12 protein-coding genes are annotated in these 18,400 nt (G+C 66.3%); 6 read left to right on the top strand and 6 right to left on the bottom strand.

The genetic code is table 11. The features are described from left to right. Window positions 1-270: 270 nt before the first annotated feature. The 3 genes from DN388_RS17265 to DN388_RS17255 all read left to right on the top strand — a co-directional run bounded on the left by DN388_RS17265 (window position 271) and on the right by DN388_RS17255 (window position 4,223). Complete coding sequence (locus DN388_RS17265; protein ID WP_043863349.1) at window positions 271-534, top strand: accessory factor UbiK family protein; 264 nt, start codon at window positions 271-273, stop codon at window positions 532-534. 313 nt (window positions 535-847) lie between these two features. Further along, window positions 848-2,338 carry a YifB family Mg chelatase-like AAA ATPase gene (locus DN388_RS17260; RefSeq protein ID WP_255001358.1) on the top strand — a complete coding sequence of 497 codons (1,491 nt, stop codon included), beginning with the start codon at window positions 848-850 and terminating at the stop codon, window positions 2,336-2,338. Window positions 2,339-2,438: 100 nt separating this feature from the next. Further along, window positions 2,439-4,223, top strand: a complete 1,785-nt coding sequence (locus DN388_RS17255; RefSeq protein ID WP_255001356.1) for a monovalent cation:proton antiporter-2 (CPA2) family protein — start codon at window positions 2,439-2,441, stop codon at window positions 4,221-4,223. A 3-nt stretch (window positions 4,224-4,226) separates the two neighbouring features. Here DN388_RS17255 and DN388_RS17250 read toward each other — a convergent pair whose 3' ends face one another. The 4 genes from DN388_RS17250 to DN388_RS17235 all read right to left on the bottom strand — a co-directional run bounded on the left by DN388_RS17250 (window position 4,227) and on the right by DN388_RS17235 (window position 11,182). Then, window positions 4,227-6,041, bottom strand: coding sequence for a M48 family metalloprotease (locus tag DN388_RS17250; protein WP_255001354.1), 1,815 nt, complete (start codon window positions 6,039-6,041; stop codon window positions 4,227-4,229). 5 nt (window positions 6,042-6,046) lie between these two features. Further along, window positions 6,047-8,047, bottom strand: coding sequence for a DUF4034 domain-containing protein (locus tag DN388_RS17245; RefSeq protein WP_116052415.1), 2,001 nt, complete (start codon window positions 8,045-8,047; stop codon window positions 6,047-6,049). Window positions 8,048-8,292: 245 nt separating this feature from the next. Further along, window positions 8,293-9,579, bottom strand: a complete 1,287-nt coding sequence (locus tag DN388_RS17240; protein ID WP_255001351.1) for an FAD-binding oxidoreductase — start codon at window positions 9,577-9,579, stop codon at window positions 8,293-8,295. A gap of 112 nt (window positions 9,580-9,691) precedes the next feature. After that, on the bottom strand, window positions 9,692-11,182 hold the full coding sequence (locus tag DN388_RS17235; RefSeq protein ID WP_255001349.1) for an aldehyde dehydrogenase family protein: 1,491 nt from the start codon (window positions 11,180-11,182) through the stop codon (window positions 9,692-9,694). A 139-nt stretch (window positions 11,183-11,321) separates the two neighbouring features. Between DN388_RS17235 and DN388_RS17230 the strand changes: the two genes are divergently transcribed. Further along, entirely contained in the window at window positions 11,322-12,221 is a 900-nt protein-coding gene (locus DN388_RS17230; RefSeq protein WP_043863342.1) for a LysR family transcriptional regulator, read from the top strand. Window positions 12,222-12,316: 95 nt separating this feature from the next. Beyond that, on the top strand, window positions 12,317-13,717 hold the full coding sequence (locus tag DN388_RS17225; RefSeq protein ID WP_255001347.1) for a VOC family protein: 1,401 nt from the start codon (window positions 12,317-12,319) through the stop codon (window positions 13,715-13,717). Window positions 13,718-13,779: 62 nt separating this feature from the next. Here DN388_RS17225 and DN388_RS17220 read toward each other — a convergent pair whose 3' ends face one another. Beyond that, window positions 13,780-15,765, bottom strand: coding sequence for a methyl-accepting chemotaxis protein (locus DN388_RS17220; protein ID WP_255001346.1), 1,986 nt, complete (start codon window positions 15,763-15,765; stop codon window positions 13,780-13,782). Window positions 15,766-15,918: 153 nt separating this feature from the next. Next, window positions 15,919-16,863, bottom strand: coding sequence for a LysR substrate-binding domain-containing protein (locus DN388_RS17215; RefSeq protein WP_043863339.1), 945 nt, complete (start codon window positions 16,861-16,863; stop codon window positions 15,919-15,921). 150 nt (window positions 16,864-17,013) lie between these two features. Here DN388_RS17215 and DN388_RS17210 point away from each other — a divergent pair, with 150 nt between their 5' ends. Then, the gene (locus DN388_RS17210) at window positions 17,014-18,399 is read left to right on the top strand and encodes a NorM family multidrug efflux MATE transporter (RefSeq protein ID WP_058541723.1); all 1,386 of its coding nucleotides are present in this window, start codon (window positions 17,014-17,016) and stop codon (window positions 18,397-18,399) included. The last annotated feature ends 1 nt before the right edge of the window (window position 18,400 follow it).

Below are 18,400 nucleotides of genomic sequence, written 5' to 3'. Positions count from 1 at the left end.
GCTTTGTAACGCTTCGTCGGCCTCAATCCCAAGGCCCGACACCAGTGCATGAGTCACTTGGCTCTAAGCAGAAACCTTGCCATGTCTGCCAAAGCCACCAATTACAACGGCTTGCGTGCCTTGCTTGGAATTGGCCAGTCGCCAGCAGGGCAAACACGCACAAAAATGGTGCGCTACCGATCGGGGGAATGCGCGAAAAGCGTGCGGGGCGAGCGGGCGTGGGGTGCGTGTTACACTGGCCGCCTCTTTGCATTTACCGGACGGACCAACATGCTCGCGCCCAAAGCCTTTCTCGATGCCCTGAGCGACCAGGCCTCGCGCCTGTTCAGCGGTGACACCGCGCAGCCGCGCAGCGAACTGGAAAGCCAGTTCAAGGCGCTGCTGCAAAGTGGTTTCAGCAAGCTGGAACTGGTCAGCCGTGAGGAGTTCGACAGCCAGATGGTAGTGCTGGCCCGCACCCGCGCACGCCTGGAGGCGCTGGAGGCCAAGGTCGAAGAGATGGAAGCGCGGCTGAACCCGGCGGCTGCCGAGTAGAGCGCAGCGCAGCCTTCGTCGGCGGGGCCGGCGCCTGCAGGGTCATGCAGGGGCCTGCCTCACCTTCTCATACCGCACATCCCCCTCCTCCAACTGCGCCACCACCTCCCACCCCCAAGCGGCGATAGAAGCCATTGGCACGCACGCCGTCGCGGCCCGAAGGCTGCACCGGGGCGCCGTGATCTTGACCAGCGCTCCTGGCCCCGTCAACCGCTGCAAAACCTCGACTCACTCTCCCCCGCGCACCCTGCGCGCGCACCACTATCCTTGCCCCAGCCGCAGGACGCGGCATTGTCCCGATCATGGAGTGTGCATGTCCCTCGCCCTTGTCCACAGCCGCGCCCAGGTGGGCGTACTGGCCCCTGCGGTCACCATCGAAGCGCACCTGGCCAACGGCCTGCCCAACCTGACCCTGGTCGGCCTGCCCGAAGCCACGGTAAAGGAAAGCAAGGACCGTGTGCGCAGCGCCATCCTCAACTCCGGCCTGGAGTTCCCCGCGCGGCGCATCACCCTCAACCTCGCCCCCGCCGACCTGCCCAAGGATGGCGGACGCTTCGACCTGGCCATAGCCCTGGGCATCCTGGCCGCCAACGGGCAGATGCCGATCGCCTCGCTGCACGCAGTGGAATGCCTGGGCGAGCTGGCGCTGTCGGGGGCGGTGCGCTGCGTGCAGGGCGTGCTGCCTGCCGCCCTTGCCGCCCGCGAAGCCGGGCGCGCCCTGGTGGTGCCACGGGAGAATGCCGAGGAGGCCTGCCTGGCTTCGGGCCTGGTGGTGTACGCCGTAGACCACCTGCTGGAACTGGTCGCGCACCTCAACGGCCAGCAGCCCCTCGAACCCTACAAGGCCAACGGCCTGGTCCTACACAGCCAGCCCTACCCCGACCTCAACGAGGTGCAGGGCCAGCTTGCCGCCAAGCGTGCCCTGCTGGTCGCGGCGGCCGGGGCCCACAACCTGCTGTTCAGCGGGCCACCCGGCACCGGCAAGACTCTGCTCGCCAGCCGCCTGCCCGGCCTGCTGCCACCGCTGAACGAGCGCGAAGCGCTGGAGGTGGCGGCCATCCAGTCGGTCGCCAGCCCGCTGCCGCTCAACAGCTGGCCGCAGCGTCCGTTTCGCCACCCGCATCACTCGGCGTCGGGGGCCGCACTGGTCGGCGGTGGCAGCCGCCCGCAACCCGGCGAGATCACCCTGGCCCACCATGGCGTGCTGTTTCTGGATGAGTTGCCGGAGTTCGAGCGGCGCGTGCTGGAAGTGCTGCGCGAGCCCCTGGAATCGGGCGAAATCGTGATCGCCCGGGCCAAGGACAAGATCCGCTTCCCGGCCCGCTTCCAATTGGTGGCGGCGATGAACCCCTGCCCCTGCGGCTACCATGGCGACCCCACCGGTCGCTGCCGATGCAGCAGCGACCAGATCCAGCGCTACCGCAACAAGCTCTCCGGCCCGTTGCTTGATCGCATCGACCTGCACCTGACCGTCGCCCGTGAAGCCACGGCGCTCTCGCACTGCACCGACAACGGCCCCGCCAGTGCCCACATCGCAGGGCAGGTGGCTGCCGCACGCGAACGACAACAACAGCGCCAGGGCTGTGCCAACGCCTTTCTCGAGCTGCCCGGCCTGCGCCAGCACTGCGCGCTGTCCGCTGACGATCAGCAATGGCTGGAAACCGCGTGCGAACGACTAACCTTGTCGCTACGGGCCGCGCACCGCCTGCTCAAGGTGGCGCGTACGCTGGCCGATCTGGAAAAGGCCGCACACATTGCGCGTGTGCACCTGGCCGAGGCCCTGCAGTACCGCCCCGGGCCTTAGGTGCCTTGACGCCCATCGGTTTGTGCAATGCCGGGCGCAGCCTCATCATGCGCCCTCACTGTTCAACGCTGCCGCCGTAGCAGCCCCCTGGAGCCGAGCGATGCCACACGAAGGCAGCCTTTTGCAAACAGCCGTCATCTTCCTGCTTGCCGCGGTCATTGCGGTGCCCCTGGCCAAGCGTTTGCAACTGGGCGCCGTGATCGGCTACCTGCTCGCAGGCGTCGCCATCGGCCCCCAGGTCCTGGGGCTGATCCGCGACACCGAAAGCGTCGCGCACATTTCCGAGCTGGGTGTGGTGCTGTTGCTGTTCATCATCGGCCTGGAGCTTTCGCCGCGCCGCCTGTGGCTGATGCGCAAATCGGTGTTCGGCGTGGGGCTGGCGCAGGTGCTGCTGACGGGCGCCGTGATCGGCGCCATTGCCCTGTTCGGCTTCGGCCAGCCGATGCCCGCCGCCGTGTTCGTCGGCCTGGGCCTGGCGTTATCGTCCACCGCCCTTGGCCTGCAGAGCCTGGCCGAAAGCAAGCAGCTCAACGCCCCCCATGGACGCCTGGCCTTCGCCGTGCTGCTGTTCCAGGATATCGCGGCCATTCCGCTGATCGCCCTGGTGCCCCTGTTGGCCGCCAGCGGCCCGGACACCAGCCACGGCGACAGCCTGGCACATGGCCTGAAGGTGTTCGCCAGCATCGCGGTGGTAATCGTCGGCGGCCGCTATCTGCTGCGCCCGGTGTTTCGCATCGTCGCCCGTACCGGGCTGCCGGAAGTCTCCACCGCCACCGCGCTGCTGGTGGTGATCGGTACCGCCTGGCTGATGGAAGAAGCCGGCATCTCCATGGCACTGGGCGCCTTCCTCGCCGGCCTGCTGCTGGCTGACTCCGAGTACCGCCATGAGCTCGAATCGCAGATCGAGCCCTTCAAGGGCCTGCTGCTCGGGCTGTTCTTCATCAGCGTGGGCATGGGGGCCAACCTGGGCATGCTGCTGCAGAGCCCGGGCCTGCTGTTGGGCCTGACCCTGTTGCTGGTGGCAGTCAAGTTGCCACTGTTGATGCTGGTCGGCCGCATCGGGGGGCTGAACGCGGGCAATGCGTTGCGCCTGGGGGTGGTACTGGCGGCAGGCGGCGAATTTGCCTTCGTGGTATTCAAGCTGGGCAAGGATCAGGGCCTGTTCGACACCTACACCTATGACCTGCTGCTGATGACCATCACCCTGTCGATGGCCGTCACGCCTCTGTTGCTGCTGGCCTGCACGCGCCTGCTCAAGCACCGCCAGGCACCCCGTGAAGTGCCCGAGCAGTACCGGCAGATCCAGACCGACGCGCCGCGCGTGGTAATCGTCGGCATGGGGCGCATGGGCCAGATCGTCTCGCGCATATTGCGTGCCCAGAAGATTCCCTTCGTTGCCCTGGACACCTCGGTGGACGCCATCGAGCTGACCCGCACCTTCGAGCAGGCACCGGTATTCTACGGCGACCCGCTGCGAGCAGAAGTGCTGCATGCCGCCAAGGTGGGCGAGGCCGAGTACTTCGTGATCACCACCGATGACCCCGAAGTAACGACCCGCACCGCTGAACGGGTCAAGCGCCTGTACCCGCACCTCAAGGTGCTCGCCCGTGCGCGTAACCGCCAGCATGTGCACAAGCTGACCGATGTGGGCGCGGTGCCGATCCGCGAGACGTTCTACTCAAGCCTGGAAATGACCCGTCGCGCCCTGGTGGGGCTGGGGCTTTCCGAAGCGCAGGCAGCAGACCGTATCCAGCGCTTCACCGAACATGACGAGCAGGTGCTGGAAACCCAGGGCCTGGTGCGCAATGACCGCGCCAAGGTCATGCAGAACGCCAAGGAAGCACGGGCGGAGTTGGCGCGGCTGTTCGAGTCGGATGCAGACTGAGCGCTACAGCAACGCGCTCAAGCGCAGCTGCGACGCCTGCGAGCAGAACACCAGCCGCGCATCCCCGGCCGACATCACCACGGGCACCAGGTCCAGGCGAATGCGCGGCAGCAGGCGGTTGAGCATCTGCTGGCAATCCCGGCGCAGGTAGCTGTCTTCGCCGGTCAGGCGGCTGACCAGGCGGAAAGTCAGCGAGTCCCGCGCCAGTACCAGCAAAATGTAGCGCCGTGTGCCGGTCTCGCGCAGCAGCCACACGCCGGTCGCCAGTTTCAGCAGCGGCGTGAGCGTCTCGATCAGCTTGTTGCGCTCCACGGGCACCAGGTCGTGGGGCACCCACTCGCCGTCTTCACCGTCATCGTCGCTATCGGCACGCTGCAGGGCATCGGCCTCGCGTCGATAGTGCTCGGCCGCGCCGCGGTCATCGCTGCGCAGGGCCAGCACGCTGAGCTTGCGCAGGCTGTACAGCTGCAACGGCCCGCGCTGCTCGGCCACCTGCCGCCACAGTGCTGCTGCGGCGTCCGGGTGCCCGGCCTGGGCATGACACTCGGCCAGCTGATAGCGCACCGCCGCGTCCGGCGCCTGCTGCAGTGCGTCTTCCAGCAAACGCTGCGCCTCATCGCCCGCCTCGCCAAGGGTGCGGTACAGCCAGGCCAGCCGGGCAATCTCGTGGCCCGACAGCGCACGGATACGCCGTTTGCGCTGCAGGTCGTGCTGCTCGGCCACCAATGCCTCGCGCTCGTCACGGGCGCGCTGGCAATGCCGGGCATTGTCATCGGCCTGCTGTTCGTCCAGGCGCTGCGCCAATGGCAGGTGCTGCTCACCCAGCCAGGCCTGCGCCGCGCTGGGCTGGCTGCGCTGCCACACCAGTGCCGCATCGGGCTGATCGGGTGCCCCCCCCAGCGCCGCCAGGCGGTCGGCCAGCGCCGGGTGGGTATCGCTGTCGTCGGTCTCGTTGCACAGTGCGCCATGCAGCCAGCTGCGGGCCTCGGCAATGTCCTGCGGCAGGCTCGGCGCACCGCTGCGGGCCAGGTCGGTCAATGGCGTGGCGCTGCCGTCAAGAAACACCTTCGGCCAGAACGCCTGCTCCAGTGCCCGCCCCTGCAAGGCCAGGCCGACCAGCGCCTCGCGCATCGCCTCGACCCCGCCTACCCGCGCCGCCTCGGCGTCGGCCTGGTACTCGCAGCGCCGCGCAAAATCCATGCTCACGGCCAGAAAACGCGGCACGTACCAGCCCACGAACAGACGCAGCGGCGCGCTCGACAACGAGCGATGGCGCTCCAGCCGCTCGCTCGCCGCCTGCCATTGCAGCCGTGCGAAATACACGCGGCTGGCATAGCGGCCATGACGCTGGGCGATGTGCGCGCACTCATGCGCCAGGATCGCCGCACAGGCCCGCGGCGACAGCGTGTCGAGCAAGGGCAGGCCCAGCCACATCACGTTGCGCGTCCTGCGAAACAGTACGTGGTGCTGGCGGATACTGGCGTTGAAGTCGTCGTTCAGGTACACCGCATCCAGCGCAGGCGCGCCGAGTGCCAGGCGCAACCGCTCGATTTCCTCGAACAGCTGCGGCGCGTCCACTGCCTGCAGGGCGATGCCGTCCTCGCTGGAATCGGCACGCGTCGCAAAGGGCAGCTTGAGCATGCTGTAGCCGAACATGCCCGCTGGCAGGGTCACGAACCCGGCCAGCAGCCCCGCAGCACCGGGCAGCCACATGCACATCGCCAGCGGCAGCGCGCACAGGGCCAGCCCGCCCACCAGCAGAAAGCCGTTGCCCAGCAGCAGCCAGGCACGAAGTCGCAACCGTTGCAGTGCGGCCATGGGCGTTACTGCGCCGGCTTGGGCGGCAGGTCGTCGGCGCCGACCTTGCCACGCCCCAGGAACGCACCGAACACGCTGGTGACACTCTTGAGCAGGCTGTGGGAGTTGAGCACCTCGTACTGGACTTCTTGGATGCCTTCGTTGTCGGGCAACTGGGTCACGGCATGCTGCGCCCACTCGATGGCAGCGAAGCGGCTTTGCTGAACGCCCTGCCCGCGCAGGTAGGCCAGTGCGATCTCGGCACTGGTACGCGCCGAGACCCAGTCATCGTCACAGTCGACCAGCGAACGCAGGTACTTCACGCCGGTTTCCTGCTCTTCGGCAGTGCCGAAGTCGCGCAGCAGGATGCCGATGCGGATGCGCGCGCGCTGTTCTGCCCGCGACGATTGGCGGGCGCCTTCGAACAGGCGCAGCACCTCGTCGAGGTTGGCACGCACACGCATGTCCAGCTCGTCGTCGAAAAGCTTTTTCCAGGCCAGGTTGAACATGCTCTGCGGGCAGCCGTCCTGGGCACCGCGCTCCAGCCAGCGCAGGCTTTCGCCCTCGTCCACATAGCGTTGCGGGGCCTCTTCACGGGCACCGGTGTGTACCTCGTGCAGGAAATAGGCCGCGCCCGGCAGGCCACGCTCGCCCCATTGCACCGCCAGGAAGTAACCCTCGTCGTGGCGCCCACCGTCCCACAGGAATGACGGCAGGCTGACGATGTCCAGGCCCGAGTCCCCCAGGTCGTGTTCGCCCAGCACCCGCGCGCGGTCCAGCAAGGCCGGCACACACTGCGGGTCCTTGTCGAAACCCCACAGGCCGAACTGGTGACCGACAGCCTTGATCGCCACCGGCACGCCCAACTCGTTCATCGCGCACATGCGCTCGACCGCCACCTTGAAGGCACCGGTTTCGTCGGCCATGTTGGCCACCATGGTGAGGTAGACGAAGCTGTGGAACGGCCCCTCGACATGGCGGAAGTATTCGCCTTCGGGGAAGGCCTGCACGCTCGCGACCTGCATCGCCATCGCACGTGGCTGGTTGTCCAGCGAATAGCTGCAGAACTGGCCGAAGTAACCCAGCGCATAACCGCGGTAGGCTGGCAGCAGGTCGCGCTGCAGCCAGGCCTCGAAGTGCTCGAGGTACTCGCGTGCAGCGTTGAATTCCTCCTTGGCGGGGTAATCCTCGTGGATGTCGTAGAACGCCAGCCAGCGGATCGCATTGCGCTGCGCCTCGCTCAGCGCGGCGCACAGCGGCCCGCTGGCAAAGCCTTCGATGTCTTCGTAGCTGCCGCCCCAGCGCGGCAACAGGTAGTTGGCATAGTTGAGCAGCGCTTCCAGGCAGTCCGGGCGCCACTCCATCACGCGGTGCAGCCAGTAATCCTGACCCTGGTCCATCTCGTGCGCCTGGCGTTGCGGCAGGCCGGCCGGCAGCGCCGTGGGGGCCTGTTGCAAGGGCGTCAGGCCGTAGTGGGCCAGGTGTTCGACCGCCATCTCCAGCAGTTCGGGGTCCTGGTTGTCGCTGGCCATGCCCTTGGCAGGCTCGCCACCGAACAGCGCGTTCAGCCACGCCGGCTCATGGAAGTGCGCGCACAGCTCCATCAGGGTGACGCCTGCAGCCACCGGCTGCGGCGAACGTTCGAGCGCCGCCAGCAGGTGCACCGCCGACAGTTCACAGGCCAGCGCCGCGCCCAGCCAGCAGTCGTCGGTCACGCTGTTGGCCCAGCCGTTGCCGCGGATATTGCCGGCGCGGCCATAGCAGTAGTTGCCCAGGAACAGGCGCGGATGGAAGGCATCCGGGCAGGCGGCGACCCACGCCTGCAGAAAGCGTGCGATCTCCGGCGCCGGGGTCACACTGAAGTCGAACAGCGTGCCGGTGCGGGCGGTGTCCAGATAATGGTGGGTACCAGGCTCAGCGCTGCTCCACTCGGCCTGCAGGGTATCGAAATAGCTGTTCAGCTCGGCGAAGGACTCGGTACGAACCAGGTCACGCAGGTGGAGGCGAATATGGGGAATGTTGTGCAAGTGGCACCCTTCAAGTCCGTTTTAGCGAGCGCGTTCAGCGCAAAGGCGCTCATGATGGCGGCGAAGGCTAAACGACACTACCGATTGGATCCAGTCCAATTGAAAAAATCGCGGGTGTTAATGATTCTCGACCGGGCGCGAGCGGTACGGGGCGTTGAAAATGCGGGCAGGTGGACGGCATGCGGGCAATGCCGAAGGCCATCGACCAGGGCATCCCTGTCGATGGCCGCGCACTGGAGCGGGGGTTACAGCAGCACGCGCAGGCACTGCCCGGCGTGGTACAGCGAAAAGCCGGTTTCGTAGAAGCCGGTGCGCAGCAACGGGGCCGATACCGGTTTCATCGGGGCGAACGGGATCGGCAGTGCATCCGGATCGTCCTGCAGCAGGTACTGTGCGAAGGCCTTGCCGATCACAGTACCGGTGGTGTTGCCACGGCCGTTGTAACCGGTGACCGCAACGATGCCCGGGGCCGGTTCGAACAGGCGCATCAGGTGGTCCGGGGTGAAGTCGATACAGCCGGTCCAGTGCATTTCCCAGTCGACCTTGCCCAGTTGCGGGAAGTAGTGCCCCTGGATGCGGTCGGCCCAGCTGCGCACGAACCACGCCGGCTTGTTGTCGACCCGGCCCATGCTGCCCAGCAGCAGGCGGCCCTGGTCGTCGCGACGGATGCTGCTGAGCACCGTGCGCGTGTCCCACGAGCCCTGGCCGTGCTTGAGCACGTTGTCGGCCGCAGCGCCCTGCAGGGGCTTGGAAGCCACCTGGTAGTAGTAGCCGCGAAAGTACTGCTTCTGCAACGCGGTCCAGTCGCCCTCGGTGTAGGCACCGGTGGAGATCACCACCTTGTCGGCGCTGACCGCGCCATGGGCAGTCTTCACCAGCCAGGCGCTGCCTTCGCGGGTGAGCCCGGTGACAGCGGACTGTTCGAACACCTGCCCACCCAGACGGCGTACCGCAGCGGCCAGGCCACGGGTGTAGCCCATGGGGTTGATGGTGCCGGCGCGGCGGTCGAGCAACGCGGCGGAAATCTTGTCGGTACCGCAGTATTCCTGGCACTGCGCACCGGTCAGCAGCTCGACATCGGCACCGCGTCGGCTCCATTGCTGGTGACGCGATTGCAGGTCGGCTACGCCGTTGGCGTTGTGCGCCATGTGCAGGGTGCCTTCGTTGCGTGCCTGGCAGTCGATGCCCAGGCGTTCGATCATGGCGAACACCTCGGCCGGGGCTTCACCCAGTACCTTGTTCAGGCGGCTGCCCTGTTGCTGGCCCAGGGTGGCCTCGACATCGTCGGGGCGGATCCAGGTGCCGGCATTGACCAGCCCGACGTTGCGCCCCGAGCCACCATGGCCGATGACACGGGCTTCGAGCAGCGCGACGGACTTGCCCTGCTCGAGCAGGTTGATGGCCGTGCACAGACCGGTGATACCCCCGCCGATCACGCACACATCGGCCTTGATCTGTGCCGTCAGTGCAGCGGCAGGCGCCGCAGGCGGAGTGACGAACTCCCACAGACATTCTTGACGCAGGTCGGTCATGGCCGCCTCCGTTGGTTGGCCTTGGAACGGGAAGTACCCTTCACCGGCAAGGCCGGCCCCTACACGGTTGCGGTAGGAGCCGGCCTTGCCGGCGAAGGGGCCGACGCGGTTATCAGTCGAACACGATGCCCTGCGCCAGCGGCAGCTCGCGCGAGTAGTTCACGGTGTTGGTCTGACGACGCATGTAGGCCTTCCACGAATCGGAACCCGACTCACGGCCACCGCCGGTCTCTTTCTCGCCACCGAACGCGCCACCGATCTCGGCACCGCTGGTGCCGATGTTGACGTTGGCGATGCCGCAGTCGCTGCCCGCCGCGCTCTGGAAGCGCTCGGCCTCACGCAGGTCGGTGGTGAAGATGCACGAGCTCAGGCCCTGTGGCACTTCGTTGTTCAGGCGCAGCGCTTCGTCGAACTCGTCATAGGCCAGCACGTAGAGAATCGGCGCGAAGGTTTCATGGCGCACCACGTCGCTCTGACCAGGCATCTCGACGATCGCCGGGCTCACGTAGTAGGCATCCGGGTACTGCTGCTGCAACTGGCGCTCGCCACCGAACACGCTGCCGCCTTCATCACGGGCACGGGCCAGGGAGTCCTGCATGGCGGTGAACGAACCCTTGTCGATCAGCGGGCCGACCAGGTTGTCCTGGCGCGGGTCGCCGATACGTACCTTGGCGTAGGCGGCTTTGACGCGGGCCACCACTTCGTCCTTGATGGAGCGGTGCACGATCAGGCGACGCAGGGTGGTGCAGCGCTGCCCGGCGGTACCCACGGCGCTGAACAGAATGCCGCGCACGGCCAGGTCCAGGTCGGCGCTCGGGGCCAGAATCATTGCGTTGTTGCCACCCAGCTCGAGGATGCTGCGACCGAAGCGTGCCGCCACGCGTGGGCCGACTTCGCGCCCCATGCGGGTGCTGCCGGTGGCGCTAACCAGCGGTACGCGCGGGTCGTCGACCAGTGCCTGGCCGGCGTCGCGGTCGCCGATGATCAGCTGCGCCAGGCCTTGCGGCGCTTCGCCAAAGGCTTTCAGGGCTTTTTCGAACAGCGCCTGGCAGGCCAGTGCGGTCAGCGGGGTCTTTTCCGATGGCTTCCAGATCACGGCGTTGCCGCATACCAGCGCCAGGGTGGTGTTCCACGCCCACACGGCCACCGGAAAGTTGAAGGCGCTGATCACGCCAACCACACCCAGCGGGTGCCAGGTTTCACGCATGTGGTGGCCCGGGCGCTCGGAGGCGATGGTCAGGCCATACAGCTGGCGCGACAGGCCGACGGCGAAGTCGCAGATGTCGATCATTTCCTGCACTTCGCCCAGGCCTTCCTGGGTGATCTTGCCGGCTTCGATGGATACCAGTTCGCCCAGTTGCGCCTTGTGCTCACGCAGCACTTCACCAAACAGGCGGATCAGCTCACCGCGACGCGGCGCCGGCACGTTGCGCCAGGCCAGGAAGGCCTGTTCGGCCTGTTCGATCTTACCCAGTACCTGAGCCTTGGACTCCAGGTGCACCGAGGCAATCGCGCTGCCGTCGATCGGGGTGTGAACGGGATGGTTGCCATGGGTGTAGGCAGAGGCCGGTACACCCAGGCGGTCGAGCAATCCATCAACCATTATTCTTCTCCTGCAAGGCGGTGAGTGGTTGTAATTGGTGATGGGATCAGTATTAATCCGATCACTCTGGCGCTACAAACGACCTTTATTCTGCACATCATTCCGCCAGGTAATGATTCGACGGGTGAGTGATACCGCTATGTCCAAACGTCTGGTGCCGTCGATGGCCGCCCTGCAATGCTTCGAGGCGGCCGCCCGACACCTGAGCTTCACCCGCGCTGCGCAAGAGCTGCACCTGACCCAGAGCGCGGTGAGCAAGCAGGTGGCGCAGCTCGAAGACATGCTGCGCCATCATCTGTTCCTGCGGATCCGCCGACGCCTGCAGCTGACCCCGGCGGGCGCGCTGTACCTGGCCGAGGTGAACAAGATCCTCACCCAGGTCGACATGTCCAGCCGCTACATCCTGTCCTACGGTCAGCAGACCGAAGTGCTCAAGGTGGCCACCCAGCCGAGCTTCGGCGTGCGCTGGCTGATCCCGCACCTGAAGGGCTTCGGCAAGCGCTACCCGAATATACACCTGGATATCTGCAACGAGATGGAGCCTTTCGCCCTGCTGCAGAACACCGCCGACGTGGTGTTCTTCTATGGCCAGGGCACCTGGCCAGGGGCCACGTGCATCGAGCTGTTCGGCGACGAGGTTGTGCCGGTGTGCGCCCCGGAACTGCTGCAGGGGCATACCCTGACCGAGGCCGGCGAGCTGGCCGAGCGCGTGTTGCTGCAAAGCACCTCGCGCCCGGAGGCCTGGCACGAGTGGTTTCTGGAACAGGGCCTGCACTCGGCCAACAGCTACCACGGCCCGCGCTTCGATACCTTCTATATGTGCGTGGGCGCCGCGTTATCGGGCTGCGGCGTGGCGCTGGTGCCGCGCTATCTGGTGGAGCAGGAACTGGCCGAGGGCAAGCTGGTGATACCGTGGCCCTACGCGATGCGCAGCAGCGGCGCGTACTTTGTGGCGTTCGCCGAGCATGCCGCCGAGGTACCCAAGGTGCGCAGCCTGGTGGAATGGATCCGTGAACAGGCGACCGCGCCGAGGTCCTGAATTACAGGAATGATCCCTCGAATTTTTTTCGCTTGTGCCCGGCCTGCATTCCTCGCTTTCATGTAAGGGTGACTTTTACCACCAGGAAGCTTTCGATGCCCGCTCAAGATTTCGTCAGCCCGGACAGCATTCGCGCGCAGTTTTCCGCGGCCATGTCGCTCATGTACAAGCAGGAGGTGCCGCTCTACGGCACCCTGCTGGAACTGGTGAGCGAGATCAATCAACAGGTGATGACCCAGCAGCCCAAGGTGGCCGAGGCGCTACGCTGGACCGGCGAGATCGAACGCCTGGACCAGGAACGCCACGGCGCCATCCGCGTCGGCACCGCCCAGGAACTGGCGACCATCGGCCGCCTGTTCGCGGTGATGGGCATGTACCCGGTGGGCTACTACGACCTCAGCTCGGCCGGCGTACCGGTGCACTCCACCGCGTTTCGCGCGGTGCACGAGCAGTCGCTGCACATCAGCCCGTTCCGCGTGTTCACCTCGCTGCTGCGCCTGGAGCTGATCGACAACCCGGCCCTGCGCGAGCTGGCCGCATCGATCCTGGCCAAGCGGCAGATCTTCACCCCGCGTGCCTTGCAGCTGATTGCCCAGTTCGAAGCCGACGCAGGCCTGAATGCCGCCGACGCCGAGGCGTTCGTCAATGAAGCACTGCACACCTTCCGCTGGCACCACGACGCGACGGTCACGGCCGAGCAGTACCAGCAACTGCACGACCAGCACCGCCTGATCGCCGATGTGGTGGCCTTCAAGGGCCCGCACATCAACCACCTGACGCCGCGCACCCTGGACATCGATGCGATCCAGGTCGGCATGCCGGCCAAGGGCATTCCGCCCAAGGCCGTGATCGAGGGCCCGCCACCGCGTTGTTGCCCGATCCTGTTGCGTCAGACCAGCTTCAAGGCCTTGCAGGAGCGCGTGGCATTCACCGACCAGCAGGGCAGCGAAGGGGGCAGCCATACCGCACGCTTCGGCGAGATCGAGCAACGCGGCGCGGCGCTGACCCCCAAGGGTCGCGTGCTGTACGACCAGTTGCTGGACGCAGCGCGGGCCGACCTGGGCGGCGTGCCGGCCGAGGCCAATGCCGAGCGCTACATGAGCCTGCTGGGCAAGCGTTTCGAAGCCTTCCCGGACGACCTGGCGCAGATGCGCGAGCAGGGGCTGGCGTACTTCCGCTACTTCCCGACCGAAGCCGGCCTGAGTGCCCGCGACCAAGCGCAGCGGCCGACCTCGCTGAACGCGTTGATCGAAGCCGGGCATGTGCACTTCGAAGCCCTGGTCTACGAGGACTTCCTGCCGGTGAGTGCGGCGGGGATCTTCCAGTCCAACCTGGGCGAAGGCGCGCAGAGCGAGTACGGCAGCAATGCCAACCGCGACGCGTTCGAGCAGGCTCTGGGCAAGTCGGTGCAGGATGAGCTGGCGCTGTATGCCGAGAGCGAGCGGCGCTCGCTGGCAGCGTGTGCGCAGGCGTTGAACCTGCCTGGGCTGATTTAACAGCTTCGCCGGCAAGGTCGGCTCCTACACTGCAGGAGCCGGCCTTGCCGGCGAAGGGGCCCTCAATGCCCCACCTCAAACCGCCCCACTTCTGCCCGCAGCTGCCCCGCCAAGCCCTCCAGCTCCCGCGCCGTAGCCGCCAGGTTGGCTGCCACCTCGCGCTGCTCGCTGTTGGCCAGCGCAATACTCTGCAAGTTGCTGCTCAGCAACGTCGCCGTGCTGCTCTGCTCCTGAGTCGCGGTGGTGATCGCGGCAAACTGCTGCCCCGCCGCCCGGCTCTGCTCGTCGATGCGCGCCAAGGCCTCGGCGACCTTGGCATTGCGTTGCAAGCCGTCCTCCATCAAGCGGTTGCCCTGCTCCATGGTGCTGATGGCGTTGCCGGTCTCCTGCTGAATGCTGGCGATCATGCCGGAGATCTCGTCGGTGGCTTCGCGGGTGCGCGCCGCCAGGTTGCGCACCTCGTCCGCCACCACGGCGAACCCGCGCCCCTGCTCGCCCGCCCGTGCCGCCTCGATGGCCGCGTTCAGCGCCAGCAGGTTGGTCCGCTCGGCAATCGAGGTGATGGTGCCGACAATGCCGCCAATCTCCTTCGAGCGCACCCCAAGGGTATCGATCACTGTCGCGGTGCTGCCCAGCGCCTGCGCGATCTGCTGCAACGAGGTGGACGCTTCGTCCATCGATGCACGGCCAATGCGCGTCTGCTGCGCGTTGTCCTGGGCCATGCGTTCGGTGCTGCCCATGTTGTCAGCGATGTTCAGGGAGGTGGCGCTGAACTCCTCGACTGCACCGGCCATGCTGGTGATTTCGCCCGACTGCTGCTCCATGCCCTCGCAAGCACCCGACGACAGCCCCGCCAGCGCCTGAGCACGCTGGCTGACCTGCTGCGAGGCATCACGAATGTGCAGCACAGTGCTCGCCAGCGCTTCGCTCATCTGATTGAAACTGCGCGCCAGTTGGCCGATTTCGTCGTGGCTGGCCACCGCCAGGCGGGCACTCAGGTCGCCCGCGCCCAGGGCCTGGGCCTGACGCACCAGGTCGGCCAGCGGCCGCAGCTTGCGGCGCAGCAGCCACAGGGTGGCGCCCACCGCCAGCATCATGGCCAGCAGGCTGCCAATGGCCAACCTTGCGCCCACGCTCCAGGTCACGGCACGAATCTCGGCCCTGGGCATGCTTGCCAGTACTGTCCACGGGCCGTCGGCAAAGGGCATGGCCACGCTATAGAGGGTTTCGACCCCATCGTTCCAGAAGCGCCCTTCCCCTGCATGCGCGGCAAACCCGCCCAGTTGGTGGGCAGCCAGTGCCGTGTCGCTGACACCTGCCGGCGCCACCAACCAGTGTTGCTGTTCGTCCAGCAGCGCCAGCGAACCCGTCTGGCCGATACGGAAGCGCCGGAGGTTGTCGAACTGGGCGTTCTGCGCGTCGGTATAGTCGAAGCCGACGAACAGGACCGCGATGACCCGACCCGACACGTCACGCACCGGTGTGTACTGGGTCATGTACGAGCGCTCGAACAGCACGGCACGCCCCACGTAGGGCTGCCCGGCCATCAGCCGCGCGTAGGCCGGGTGCTGGTGATCGAGCTGAGTGCCGATGGCGCGGCTGCCGTCCTGCTTGGTCAGCGATGTGCTGATACGAATGAAGTCCTCACCGCTGCGCACGAACACGGTGGCAACACCCGCCGTCATCTGGCGAAAGTCGTCAACCTCGCGAAAATCGTTGTTCAGCGCATGGTCCGCCAGGTACAGCGCCGGCGTGGCCACTCCGGCCACGCTGAGTGACTGGTCGGAGGCAAGCCGCAGCCCGCCGGCAAAGCGTTTTTCGAACAGGCCACTGAGGCGCTGGGTACTCTCGCGCAAGGTGCTGTGGAACGTGTCGAGCTGGTCGGCGAGCAGCCGTGCCTCGCTGGCCAGGTGTTCCTGGCGGGTGATCAGGTTGGCGCTGTCGAGCGAGCGCAGGGCAAACAGCGTACTGCCGGTAATGACGACCGCCAGCACGGCGGCCAGGGCAATACCGAGTTGCGAGGCAATTCGGGCACGGGGTTGGGACATGGAAGCTCCTGGCAATGGGGGCCGGATCATCCTGATCACGCTGCACCGTCGGCATGGGGAAGTGGAGCCATTCTGGTTGCGGCTCTCGACCCCACTGATTCGGCGGCGTCATCGATTACTTGAGTGCATCACAGGGATATTCTGCGCAAACGTTCAATCGCCGATGTTGGGCTCATTTGCCCCCAGTATCTGCACCTTGGGCAGGTCCATCGCACGGGCCTCGCCCTGCAGGAAGTCGCTGAGCCGGCGCAGACGCTCGCCACCGGGACGCGTGCGTGGCCACACCAGGTAGTAATTCAGGCCGCTGGCCACCGCCGTCGGCCAGGGCAGGCTCAGGCGCCGCTGGGCGACATCCTCGGCCACCATCAGCAAGTCCCCCATCGACACACCATACCCTCGCGCGGCAGCGATCATGCCCAGCTCGAGGGTATCGAACACCTGGCCGCCCTTGAGCGAGACCTGTTCGGTCAGCCCCATCTGCGCCAGCCAGCTGCGCCAGTCGCGCTTGTCGGGCGTGGGATGCAGCAGTTCGCAGGCCTTCAACTGCTCCACGTCCCAGGGCGTCTGATCAAGCAGCGCGGGCGCACCCACCGGTATCAGCAGTTCAGGGAACAGCGGGCTGACTTCCCAGTCCGGCGGAAAATGCCCGTCGCCCAACAGCACTGCGCAATCGAAGGGTTCATGGTTGAAATCCACATGGTCGACGTCCATCCAGGCACTGGTGAGCTGCACCTCGTTGCCCGGCTGCAAGTGGCGAAAACGGCTCAGGCGCGCCAGCAGCCAGCGCATGGTCAGGGTCGAAGGGGCCTTCATGCGGATCACCCCATCTTCGCTGTGCAGGGTGTTGCAGGCACGCTCAAGTGCGGCGAAACCCTCGCGCACACCGGGCAACAGCAGGCGCGCCGCCTCGCTCAACTGCAGGGTGCGGCCATTGCGCAGAAACAGCCGGCAGGCGAAGTGCTCCTCCAGCGTGCGGATGTGCCGGCTGACCGCACTCTGGGTTATCGATAACTCATCGGCGGCACGGGTGAACGAACTGTGCCTGGCAGCGGCCTCGAACGCCCGCAAGGCGTAGAGAGGCGGTAAACGGCGTGACATGCGGGCGTGCTCCAGCAATGAAATACGGGTTGGCACGGATCATACTCACATGAGTTTTAATCATGCCAATGATCGTTTTTATCCTTTTGTGCAATGGCCCGCAAAGGCCGAGAATCCACGGCTTACCCTTCCCTTTTCAGGAGCTGCATCATGCAGGCTGCGCCCGTTACCGAACTCAAGGCATTGCTACGGCTGGCCGGGCCGCTGATCGCCTCGCAGTTGGCGCACATGCTGATGCTGCTCACCGACACCCTGATGATGGCCAAAATCAGCCCCGAGGCCCTGGCTGGTGGCGGGCTGGGCGCGGCCAGCTATTCCTTCGTGTCGATCTTCTGCCTGGGAGTGATTGCCGCCGTCGGTACCTTGGTCGCGATTCGCCAGGGTGCGGGCGACAACCCCGGTGCCACGCGCCTGACCCAGGCCGGGCTATGGCTGGCCTGGGGCATGGCCATCGTCGCCGCGCTGGTACTGTGGAACCTGTCGCCGGTGCTGCTGATGCTGGGCCAGACACCGGGCAACGTGGCTTTTGCCAGCCAGTTCCTGCTGGTGCTGCCGCTGGCCCTGCCCGGCTACCTGAGCTTCATGGCGTTGCGCGGGTTCACCAGTGCACTGGGGCGTTCGACGCCGGTGATGGTGATCAGCCTGGTCGGCACCGTGGTCAATTTCCTGCTCAACTACGCCTTGATCGAAGGCATGTTCGGCCTGCCGAAGCTGGGCCTGATGGGCATCGGCCTGGTGACCGCGCTGGTGGCCAATGCCATGGCCATCGCACTGGCGCTGTACATCCGCCGCCATCCGGCCTACGCGGACTTCCCGATACGCCAGGGCCTGAGCCGCCCGCACCTGCCGGCGTTGCGCGAGCTGTGGCGCCTGGGCCTGCCGATTGGTGGCACCTACACCGTGGAGGTCGGGCTGTTTGCCTTCGCAGCGCTGTGCATCGGCACCATGGGCACCACCGACCTGGGCGCGCACCAGATCGCCCTGCAGATCGTGTCGACCGCGTTCATGATCCCGGCGGGCCTGTCATACGCGGTGACCATGCGTGTGGGCCTGCATTACGGCGCCGACCGCCTGCTGGCGGCGCGTCAGGCCGGGCGCGTGGGCATCGGTTTTGGCGCGGCGATGATGCTCGGTTTCTCGCTGCTGTTCTGGCTGATGCCCGAGGCGCTGGTGGGGCTGTTTCTGGACCGCCAGGACCCGGCCTTCGCCGATGTGATCCGGGTGGCGGTGAGCCTGTTGATGGTGGCGGCGTGGTTCGAGCTGTTCGACGGTATTCAGACCATCGCGATGGGCTCTATTCGCGGGCTCAAGGACGCCAAGACCACGTTCCTGGTGGGGTTGGCCGGGTACTGGCTGATCGGCGCACCGGCGGCGTGGGTGTTCGCGTTTCCCATGGGCGGCGGCGCGGTAGGCGTGTGGTGGGGGCTGGCGCTGGGGTTGGCGTGTGCGGCAATCGGGCTGACGGTGGCGTTCGAGTGGCGGATGCGGCGGTTGCTGGGCAGTTCGCAGATGGCACAGGTTTCTGTACAACCTTGAG

The sequence above is a fragment of the Pseudomonas sp. S12(2018) genome (assembly GCF_024355235.1).
Taxonomy (GTDB): domain Bacteria; phylum Pseudomonadota; class Gammaproteobacteria; order Pseudomonadales; family Pseudomonadaceae; genus Aquipseudomonas; species Aquipseudomonas palmensis.
This window is presented reverse-complemented; position numbering and strand designations above follow the sequence as displayed.

What these genes read in the sequence shown, in the direction of transcription:
- DN388_RS17235 (WP_255001349.1), bottom strand. Translation starts at nt 11,182, where the DNA reads ATGGTTGATGGATTGCTCGACCGCCTGGGTGTACCGGCCTCTGCCTAC.
- DN388_RS17210 (WP_058541723.1), top strand. Translation starts at nt 17,014, where the DNA reads ATGCAGGCTGCGCCCGTTACCGAACTCAAGGCATTGCTACGGCTGGCC.
- DN388_RS17220 (WP_255001346.1), bottom strand. Translation starts at nt 15,765, where the DNA reads ATGTCCCAACCCCGTGCCCGAATTGCCTCGCAACTCGGTATTGCCCTG.
- DN388_RS17265 (WP_043863349.1), top strand. Translation starts at nt 271, where the DNA reads ATGCTCGCGCCCAAAGCCTTTCTCGATGCCCTGAGCGACCAGGCCTCG.
- DN388_RS17250 (WP_255001354.1), bottom strand. Translation starts at nt 6,041, where the DNA reads ATGGCCGCACTGCAACGGTTGCGACTTCGTGCCTGGCTGCTGCTGGGC.
- DN388_RS17260 (WP_255001358.1), top strand. Translation starts at nt 848, where the DNA reads ATGTCCCTCGCCCTTGTCCACAGCCGCGCCCAGGTGGGCGTACTGGCC.
- DN388_RS17240 (WP_255001351.1), bottom strand. Translation starts at nt 9,579, where the DNA reads ATGACCGACCTGCGTCAAGAATGTCTGTGGGAGTTCGTCACTCCGCCT.
- DN388_RS17255 (WP_255001356.1), top strand. Translation starts at nt 2,439, where the DNA reads ATGCCACACGAAGGCAGCCTTTTGCAAACAGCCGTCATCTTCCTGCTT.
- DN388_RS17215 (WP_043863339.1), bottom strand. Translation starts at nt 16,863, where the DNA reads ATGTCACGCCGTTTACCGCCTCTCTACGCCTTGCGGGCGTTCGAGGCC.
- DN388_RS17230 (WP_043863342.1), top strand. Translation starts at nt 11,322, where the DNA reads ATGTCCAAACGTCTGGTGCCGTCGATGGCCGCCCTGCAATGCTTCGAG.
- DN388_RS17225 (WP_255001347.1), top strand. Translation starts at nt 12,317, where the DNA reads ATGCCCGCTCAAGATTTCGTCAGCCCGGACAGCATTCGCGCGCAGTTT.